Genomic DNA, 10,731 nt, shown 5'->3' on the forward strand with positions numbered 1-10,731 from the left:
TATGCTTTTGGCCGATCGCTGAATATTGGGATCGGCCGTGCTCTCCTGGGCGATCCGATCCCATTCCTCATCCATGCTGATGATATGGGCTTGATAATCGGGCAGATTGTTTTTTAATTGCCGTTGCGTGAGAATCACGGGCACCTGGGTGTCCTCCAGCATGAACGCCATGCGGGGTTTGGGATAGGCCGTATCCAGTGGGACATAAACCGCTCCCGCTTTGAGGATGCCCAGCGTCGCCACAATCATATCCAGCGACCGCTCCATGATGATCGCCACGAAATCGTCAGGCTTTACGCCCAGTTTCATCAGATAATGGGCCAATTGATTGGCTCGTTCATTCAATTCTCGATAGCTGATCTGCTGCTCGCCAAAGATGGCCGCCGTGGCATCGGGTGTGCGGGCGACCTGCGCCTCGAACAACTGATGCACGCAGCGATCACTGGGATAGTCCCGCTGCGTCTGATTCCATTCCACGACCACCTTTCTTTCCTCTTCCGCCGTCATCAGCGGGAGCTCATCGATCGATTGATCTGGATTTTTAACAATTCCCTGGAGCAGATTTTGGAAATGACCTGCCATGCGGGCGATCGTGTCGTGGTTGAAAAGGTCGATATTGTATTCCAGGGCGATGCGCAGGCCATCTTTCCGCTCTTCGGCGAACATGATGATATCGAATTTGGCCGTGCCGCTTTCGGTTTCGATCAGGCTGATCTTCAGTTCGGGCGTCTGCAGCGCCTCCTGCTGGGCCTCCTGCAGCGCAAACATCACCTGGAAGAACGGCGTGTGGCTCATGTCCCGCTCGGGATGCAATTCGCTCACCAGCATTTCAAACGGCACGTCCTGATGGGCATAGGCCTCCAGCGCCATATCATTCACCCGCTTCACCAATTCCCGAAACGATGGATTGCCCGACAGGTCGCTGCGCATGACCAGCGTATTCACAAAAAATCCGATCAGGTCTTCCAATTCTGCCCGAGTGCGATTGGCGATGGGTGTACCGACCGAGATATCCTCCTGCCTGGAATAGCGATAGAGCAGCACTTTGAACGCCGTCAGCAAGGTGGTGAAGAGGGTGACGTTCATTTGTTTGCTCAGCGCCTTCAATCCTTCCAATATGGTTTTCGGAAAGATGAACGCCTGATGAGCGCCCCGATAGGTCACGTACGGCGGACGAGGATGATCGGTGGGCAAATCCAGAATCGGCGGCGCACCTGCTAATTGTTTTTTCCAATAGGCGATTTGATTTTCTAACAACTCGCCTTGCAGCCATGACTTTTGCCATACGGCAAAATCGGCGTATTGGATGGGAAGTTCGTCCAATGGCGAAGGCTTGCCCGCAGAAAAAGCATGATATAGCGACACAAATTCCTTGATGAGCACGCCAATGGACCAGCCATCCGAGATGATGTGATGCATGGTGAACAGCACGATGTGCTCTTCGGGATTCAGCCGAATTAGACTGGCTCGCAGCAGCGGTGGTTTGGAAATGTCAAATGGGGTCTGCGCATCCTCAGTGGCCAATTCGATCGCTCGAGCCTCCTGCTCCTGTTTCGGCCGATGGCTCAGATCGATGATGGGGATGTCCACCAACAAATCAGGCAGCACGATCTGTTTGGGCCGCTCGTCTTCGGTAATAAAAGCTGCCCGCAGCACCTCATGTCGCCTGACGATCTCGTTCAAACTGTGCTTCAAAATATCAATATTCAATTTGCCCTGGCAACGGACCGCTGCAGAGATATTGTACGAGGGGCTGCTCGGGTCCCACTGATACAAAAACCACATCCGCTCTTGCGCAAACGACATGGGATATTCCTGTTGATTTTCCCGCCTGGGAATGGCAAATTTTTTCGCTTGCTGCTGGCTCTTCTCCTGCAACTTTTTCATCAACAACGCCCGTTTCTCAGGCGACAGCTCTGCCAGTCGTTTTGATACATCACCCATCGTTCTGCTTTCCTTTTTGCTTTTTTTATATCGAAGTATTTCTCTGTCTTTTTTTGTGAATTGAGTAGGTTAAGTAAGTTGAGTGGTTGAGTCAGGTAAGTGGGGTGTTGATTGATGATTTTGAAAGGCGCCCAGCCAGATTAAAGGATGCGAAATTCATTTTGCAATATCAATCTACCTAACATCCCCCCTGTCCCCCCTTCAAAGGGGGGAAACTATGGCAAATCCCCCCCTTTGAAGGGGGGGTAGGGGGGATGTCAAATTTAATCCAACTCAATAACCCTAAGTCCCCAATTACCTAATTACCCAATCCACTAATCCCCCAAAAGCTTCTCCACTTCCTCCTCCGACAACCCTTCCAATTCATCGAGCATTTCGCCCAATTCTTCCTCGCTGACCTGTGCGGCCTGGGCTTCGGCGATGACCATAGCCAGATTGGCCACAGTCGGCGCTTCGAACAGCTTGCGCAACGGGATCTCCACGTTATAGGTGTTTCTCAAGCGAGAGATGATCTGTGTGGCCATGAGCGAATGCCCGCCCAGATCGAAAAAGTTGTCGTAAATGCCGACCTTCTCGATGCCGATGGTCTTTGCCCAGAGATCGGCAATCATCTGCTCCACGGGATTGCGGGGCGCCACGTAATCGTGCTCCAGCTCAGGCCGATCCTGATCGGGCACGGGCAATGCCTTGCGGTCGATCTTGCCGATGGGCGTCCGAGGCAGTTCGTCAATGGCCATGAAGATGCCTGGCACCATGTAGTCGGGCAAATTCTCTTTCAAATAATTCCGCAGCTCGCTGTTCGACGGCGCTTTGTCCTTGAATTCGGCTTTGGGCACGACATACGCCACCAGCCGTTTGTCACCCGCTTGCTCTGTTCGAGCCACCACGACCGCTTCTTCAATAGCAGGATGCTGCTGCAACATAGCTTCGATCTCGCCCAATTCGATGCGATAGCCTCGCACCTTCACCTGATGATCGACTCGGCCCAGAAATTCGATATTGCCATCAGGCAGAAACCGAGCCAGATCACCCGTGCGGTACAGCCGTGCGCCTTTCTTCTGGCTCAACGCATCGGGGATAAATTTTTCCGCCGTCAAGTCCGCCCGATTCAAATAGCCTCGAGCCAGGCAATCCCCGCCGATGTACAGCTCGCCAGGCACGCCGATCGGCACGGGATTGAAGAATTCATCCAGAATATAAATGTGCCGCAGCGCCGTGGGCTTGCCGATGGGCACGCCCAGGCTGAGGCCGTTCTGGTTGAAATTCGCTGGCACTTCAAAAGTCGTTGAAGTAATCGTCGCCTCGGTCGGGCCGTAGGCATTCAACAGTTTGGCTGAATTCAAAGCTGTCTTTTCCCAGAGTTGCAAGTTTTCAGCAGACATCAAGTCGCCCCCCACGATAAATAGTCTCAGTTGTCCATTAGTATTGGTAAATTTTGATCCGTCCCATTCCCGCAGCAATTGGTTCCAATAGGCGGTCGGCGGATTCACCACCGTCAGCCCGTATTCGGCGAGGTTCTTTTGGAATTCGGCAGGGCTCCAGATATTGGATCCCCGCAGCACCAGTTTCGCCCCAGCGATCAACGGCGGCAGGATTTGCTCCAGCGAGGCATCGAAGTTCATCGAGGCGAATTCCAGCACGTGATCGCTGGGCTGGAGCGCATAATAATCTCGCATATTCAGGCAATGGTCGGCAAGAGCGCCATGCGAGATCATCACGCCTTTGGGCTTGCCTGTGGAACCCGAGGTGTAAATGACGTACGCCAGGTTTTCCATCGCCGCCCGCTGCTTGGGATTTTTCTTGCTCTTTTTGGCGATCGCCGCTCCATCCCGTTGCAGGCAGATTTTCTGGCTATTGTTTTCGGGCAGCGCTGATAACAGATTCTCTTCGGTAAGGATCATCGAGACACCCGAGTCCTCGATCATCAGCGCCAGCCGCTCTTTCGGATAGGCGGGATCCAATGGCAGATAGGCTGCCCCCGCTTTGAAAATCGCTAACAGCGAAACGATCATGTCCATGGGCTGCTCCAGGCAGATGCCCACCAATGTCTCAGGCGCCGCCCCACGGTCCATCAGATAATGCGCCAATCGATTGGCTCGGTCGTTCAGTTCCTGATAGGTCAGCTTGTCTTGTTCATAAATGAGCGCAATCTCTTCAGGCGTCTCTTTGACCTGGGCTTCGAACAGTTCGGAGATGGTTTTCGATTGCGGCTGGTGAAATTCTTGCGGTGCCCGACTCCAGCGCTGGAGAACTTTCGCCCGTTCGTCATCGGTCAATAGTGGCAGATCGGAAATGCGTTGCTCGACATCTCTCACCAGGCCATCGAACAAAATTTGAAATTGCGCCGCCATGCGTTCGATCGTCTCGGGTTCAAATAGATCGGTGTTGTAAACGATCTGGCCTCCCAGCTTTTCTTCGTTTTCCTCGATCACGAATGTCAAATCGAACTTGGCCGTGCCGCTGTCGATCTGCCTCGGTTCAATGGTGATATCGGGCAGCCGCAGCGTCTGCGCCGTAGTATCGAGATGGACGAACATGGCCTGGAAGAACGGCGAGATGGCCATATCCCGCTCGGGCTGCAATTTCTCCACCAGCGTCTCGAACGGGATGTCCTGATGCTCATAAGCCCCCACAGCAGCCGCTTTGATCTTTTTCAACAGCTCCCGCACCGTGAGATTGCCCGAAACCTGGGTGCGCATGACCAACGTATTGACGAAAAATCCGATCAGGCTCTCGGTCTCCTTGCGATTGCGGCCCGCAATGGGCGTGCCCACGCAGATATCCTCCTGACTGGTGATGCGATACAAATAGGCATAAAACGCCGCCATGTAGATCATAAACCGAGTGACATCCTCCTTTTTCGCCAGCGCCTCGATGGCCTGCCGAAGCTGGCCCGAAAAATTGAAGAAATAGGTGGCGCCGTGGGTAGTCTGGTAGCTCGGTCGGGGATGATCCAGCGGCAGATTCAGCACGGGCGGCGCCCCAGCCAATTGCTGCCGCCAATAGGCCAGTTGCTCCTCCAGCACCTTGCCCTGCATCCATTGACGCTGCCACACGGCGAAATCGGCGTACTGCACCGTCAGTTCTGGCAACGGCGAGGGAAGGCCCGCCACGAGCACCTTGTACAGGATGGCCACCTCCTGGATGAAGATGCTGAGCGACCAGCCATCGGACACGATGTGATGCATCACCAGCAGCATCAGATATTCCTGCTCGGCCAGGTGCATCAGCGTCACCCGAAACAGCGGGCCTGTGGATAGATCGAACGGCAATTGCGCCTTCTCTTTGGCCAGCTTCATGGCCGCCGCTTCCCGCTCCGAGGCAGGCAGATGCCGCAGATCGATCTGCTCCAACTGGATCGGCATTTCCGACTGAATGACCTGGATTGGCTGATCGTTCTCGGTGGCAAAGGTCGTTCGCAGCACTTCATGCCGCTGGACGATGATGTTCAGCGCCTTCTCCAGCGCAGCGATGTTGGGCTTGCCCTTCAAAATCACCGCAGCGGGATTGTTGTACAGCGGCGTTCCAGGGTCCAATTGATCCAGAAACCACAATCGCTGCTGGCCGAAAGACAACGGGAATTTATTGGTCGCCCGCCCTTGCGGCAGGATTTTCGTCCCAAGCACATCCACCCCTTTTTCCTTCAGCATCAACTCCAGCAGCGCCCGCTTTTCAGGAGATAAATTTTTCAACTGCTCTTGTATATCGGTCATCCGTGTCCCTCTTGGTTGCCAGTGATCAGTGGTCAGTGATCAGTGGTCAGTGATCAGTCTTCAGTCGCCAGTCATCAGTCGAATGTTTTAAGTTATTCTTATTCCAAGCCTATGTCCAATAAATCTATCATCCCATCATTCCAATTTTCCATTATTCCACTATTCCAACATTCCATCATCTCATAGCCTCATCACTCCATCACTCCATCACATCATCACTCCGCTACCCCATCATCCCCAATTACCCAGTTACCCAATCAACCAATCACCCACCCCGCTTCTTCTCCAATAACGCCCGTGCCTCTTCATCGGACATCTGCTCCACCATCGCTAATATTTGGGCCAAATCGGCTTCGGTCTGCTGCTTGGCGGCCTTTTCGTTTTCGATGCTTTCGGACAGTGTGGCAATGGTCGGCGACTCGAACAATTCTCGCAACGGCAATTCCACAGTGAACCGTTCTCTCATGCGGGAGACCAGTTGCGTTGCCAAAAGCGAATGCCCGCCCAATTCAAAAAAGTTATCATAAATCCCGATCGGCTCAATGCCCAGCAGTTCCTGCCAGATAGCGACGATCTCTTGCTCCAGCTCGTTTCTGGGCGCCACGTAGGGATTGGGCAGATTCGGCCTGGGATGAAACGACGAAGGCCCAGATGGCTCAACTGGTGCTGTATCTTTTTTCGCCTCCCGACGGACCCATTTTTCCATCCGAGCCTGCAAGCTGGCAGTGGAGAGGATCACCTGAGAGAGGCCATTCATGGATAAAATCTGCTCGAACGCCTGGACCCCTTCAGCAGGTTGTAATGCCAGATGCATCATTTCCGAGCCAATCGCTCCTGCTTGGTGGACGTCTTCATCAAATCGCCAGCCCTCCCAGTTCACACTCATCCAGCCAGTTCCATTCACCTGATTTTGTCTGGCGACAAAGGCATCCATAAAGCTGTTGGCTGCCGCATAGGCTGCCATGCCCAGACCGCCCAGAATTGAAGCCAGTGACGATTGCAACAGGCAAAAATCAAGCGGTTTACCCTTGAGCACTTTTGCCAGCACATCGGTGCCAATAACCTTTGCCTGGAACTGCTGAAAACAGAACGCCGCATCCAATTCCTGAATCGGCCGCAATGAGTTTACTCCAACCAATCCCGCCGCATGAATGACGCCATGGATGGTCCCAAAGCGATCCGCCACCTGCTGGACAGCCATTTGCATCTCTTGTTCGTTCGCCGCCTGGGCCTTGAGCACCATCACTTCGGCGCCCGCTGCTTCCAATTCCTGCAGTCGCTTGATCCGCTGCACCATCCCCGAGTTCGCCTGCGGATTGCTGATTATCGATTCCCATTCTGACTTCACTGGGAAATCGAACATATCGAGCAGCGCCAGTCTGGCGTGATATTTTTTCGCCAGATGCTCCGCAAAGGTCAGACCGATTCGTCCCAAACCACCTGTGATCAGATAAACCCCTTTTTCTCGCAATCGAGGGGCTAATGGTGTTTTATCGACCAAGTGATATTCTTCAAAATGCTGAATCCAGCGATGACGACCCCGATAGGCCACCGTGCTTTCACTGGTATCGGACAGGATTTCAGCAACCAATTTGTCTTCCCAGCCACTGGCGATCCCCGCCCGATCGAAATCGATATGGCGACAGATCAGATTGGGATACTCCTGGGGAATGACTTTGCAAGCGCCTAACAGCGTCGCCTTTTCAGGCACAAGCGTTTCGGTTCCTATTACGTCCAGCACATCGGTGGTCACGGCGGCAATTCGGATCGGTGCGGCAATGTTCTGTCTGGCCAAAGCCTGGGCTAAATGGATTATACTGTAAAACCCATAGTTTTGCAGAATTTCAAAGTCAGCACTTCGATCCGCATCGAAGGTCCACAAATGAACAATTATTTCTGGAATCCGCTCCTTTTCCTTGAGACCTTTCACCAACTGCTCATAGTCGGCAGGTTCAGCAGGATTGATGGCATAAACATGGCTATTGATGCAGCTAAAACCATTACCTGGAACCACCGAGGTCACCTCTGCGCCACCTTTCACTAGTCGATTGACCAATTCTGCCCCTGCTCCATTCTGATCCACAAAGATGAGCCAGCGGTAGCTGCTCAGATCGGCATCCGCATCATGAGCGAGCGCAGGCAGGTCCGCTCGTCGCCAGGATGGCACATAGAACCACCGCTCAAATGGCTGCCGTTTTGAAGGATCGGCCGAAGCCGCTTCTGCCTTGGTCTGGGCTTTCACCTCAAACCAATAGCGCTGCCGCTCGAACGGATAGGTCGGCGCTGGGATGCGATGGCGTTGCTCATGGGCATAAAATCCCTGCCAATCGATCTTCACGCCCGCCAGCCACAGTCTGCCCAACGTGTTCAACAGAAATTCGACATCGGCAATTTTTTCTTTTGGGTGTCGCATCGATGCCAGTACCACTCGGCCTGGGACCGAACTCGGCACTCGCCGAGCCAGCGTGCTCAGGGTATTGCCTGGGCCTACCTCCAGAAACAAGGTATTGGGATCCTGCAGCAGTTCCCGAATGCCGTCGCTGAAGCGGACCGTCTGGCGCAGATGTCTGGCCCAGTATTCGGGATCCGTGGCTTGCTCCACCGTAATCCACGTCCCAGAAACGTTCGATAGATACGGCAGTTGCGGCGGATTCAGTTTGACTTTCTTCACTTCTTCGATGAATGGCTTCAAGATCGGCTCCATCATCGGCGAGTGAAAAGCGTGGGAAGTATGCAATCGCCGAAACTCGATCCCTTTTTCTGCCAACCTTTTTTCCAATTGTTCGATAGCTTCGAACGTCCCAGAGACCACGCAGAGCGATGGGGCATTGACTGCCGCCAATGACAAGCTTTCATTCAAATAGGGCTGGATCGCCGCCTCATCTAACGGTACGCTGAGCATAGCGCCCGCAGGCAGGGACTGCATTAACTGGCCTCGGGTCGCCACCAGGCGGAGCGCATCATCCAGCGACATCACGCCCGCCAGACAGGCGGCCACATATTCGCCAATGCTGTGGCCGATCATCGCCTGCGGCTTGATCCCCCATTCCTGCCACAGTTTCGCCAGGGCGTATTCGATGACGAACAGTGCGGGCTGGGTGATGCGGGTTTGGTTGATTTTTTGATTTGCTTCTTCTGTCGACATCCCCCCTGGCCCTCTGTCCGCCGATTGGCGGATACTTCCTTCGGTCGCTTCAAAGGGGGGAACAACAGCTTCCCCCTTTGAAGGGGGATTGTGGGGGATGTTCCAATTAGGATCATCCTTGAGATAAATCACATCCCTCAAATCCAAACCCAAAAGCGGCTTCAGGAACTCAGAACAATAATCCACTTGTTCCCGAAACGTTGGCTCGGATTCATAAAGCTCCCTGCCCATATTGACATATTGGGCGCCCTGGCCGCTGAACATGAAGACCACACCTGGCTCGCCTTTATCCGCAGCATGATAGCTGCCCAGAATCCGTTGCGGATCACGATTTTTTAAAATGGTCAGCAATTCTTCTTTGGAGCGACCGATAAGAAATCTTCGATGATCCAACGCCTTGCGCCCCACCAGCAACGTGAACGCCAGATCGGCCAGATTGACATTGGTCTCCGTTTCGAGAAACTTAGCCAGATTATCCATGGCCTGGTTGACAGCGGATTCAGTTTTGGCCGACAGCGCTACCAACTGATAGTCCCGTGACGCCCCAGAGGGTTCGAGCTCTGGCGCTTCTTCGAGGATGACATGGACATTGGTGCCGCCGATGCCGAACGAGCTGACGCCCGCCCGACGGGGCGTATCGCCCATCCGTTTCCATTCCCGCAATTCCGTGTTCACATAAAACGGGCTATTTTTGAAATCGATATGCGGATTGGGGCGTTCAAAATTGATGCTCGGCGGGATGACGCCCTCCTTCAATGCCAGCGCTGTTTTGATCAGGCCAGTCACTCCCGCAGCGGTATCGAGGTGGCCGACATTGGCTTTCACCGCCCCCAGAGCACAAAATTGCTTTTTGTCCGTCCGCTCTCGAAACACCTGGGTCAGGGCCGAGATTTCGATCGGATCGCCCAGGCTGGTTCCTGTGCCGTGGGTTTCGATGTAGGTAATGGTCTCGGGCTCCACATTGGCGACGGCTTGCGCCATGGCAATCACCTCCACCTGACCTTCCACCCCAGGGGCGGTAAATCCCACCCGATTGGAGCCGTCATTATTGCAGGCAGCGCCTCGGATAATCGCATAAATATGGTCGCCGTCTTTGATGGCATCGGATAGCCGCTTCAGAACGACCACTGCCACGCCATTTCCACCAACCGTCCCTGCTGCCTTTGCATCGAATGGCCGACAGTGACCATCTGGGGAGAGGATCATGCCTTCCTGATACATGTAACCTTGAGTTTGTGGCAACAAAATCGTTGCCCCGCCGGCCAGGGCCATATCGCATTGGTAATTAGTTAAGCTTTGATAAGCCAGATAAACCGCTACTAAAGAGGTGGAACAAGCGGTCTGGACATCAAAACTCGGTCCTCTGAGATTCAATTTATATGAGACTCTTGTTGTGAGAAAATCTTTGTCGTTGCCAATTACATATTGATAAATATCAGCAGAGCTCAAAGCACCATTATGCGCCCGCAAAATCGAGAGCATATAGACATTCAATCCCATGCCAGCAAAGGTTCCGATCAATCCGGCATACCGGTCAGCGTCATACCCTGCGTTCTCCAGGGCTTCCCAGGCGCACTCGAGGAACAACCGCTGCTGCGGATCCATCAGCTCAGCCTCTCGAGGAAATATGCCAAACAATGCAGCGTCGAATTCATCCACCTTATCGAGAATGCCTCTTGCTCTAACATAATTTGGATGGCGAAGTTGGTCAGGATCAACCCCAGCTTCAATCAGTTCCTCTTCAGAAAAAAAAGAAATGCTTTCAACGCCGTTTTTGATATTTCTCCAGAACTCTGCTACATTTCGGGCACCCGGAAATCGGCCAGACATACCAATGATAGCTACATCGAAATCACTATAATTCTCAAGAATTGCCTTTCCACTCATCCACTTCCTCGCTAACTATCGATCCTCCCCCTGATTTGAACA

At 53.4% G+C, this 10,731-nt stretch carries 3 protein-coding genes; all 3 read right to left on the reverse strand.

Translation table 11 applies throughout. From position 1 onward, the window contains the following. The coding region (locus ONB37_11200) for a condensation domain-containing protein (protein ID MDZ7400721.1) at positions 1-1,944 on the reverse strand (1,944 nt) is incomplete at its 3' end. Positions 1,945-2,258: 314 nt separating this feature from the next. After that, positions 2,259-5,657, reverse strand: coding sequence for an amino acid adenylation domain-containing protein (locus ONB37_11205; GenBank protein MDZ7400722.1), 3,399 nt, complete (start codon positions 5,655-5,657; stop codon positions 2,259-2,261). A gap of 265 nt (positions 5,658-5,922) precedes the next feature. After that, on the reverse strand, positions 5,923-10,689 hold the full coding sequence (locus tag ONB37_11210) for an acyltransferase domain-containing protein (GenBank protein ID MDZ7400723.1): 4,767 nt from the start codon (positions 10,687-10,689) through the stop codon (positions 5,923-5,925). Between the last annotated feature and the right edge of the window lie 42 nt (positions 10,690-10,731).

It is taken from the genome of candidate division KSB1 bacterium, assembly GCA_034506395.1.
GTDB lineage: Bacteria > Zhuqueibacterota > Zhuqueibacteria > Thermofontimicrobiales > Thermofontimicrobiaceae > Thermofontimicrobium.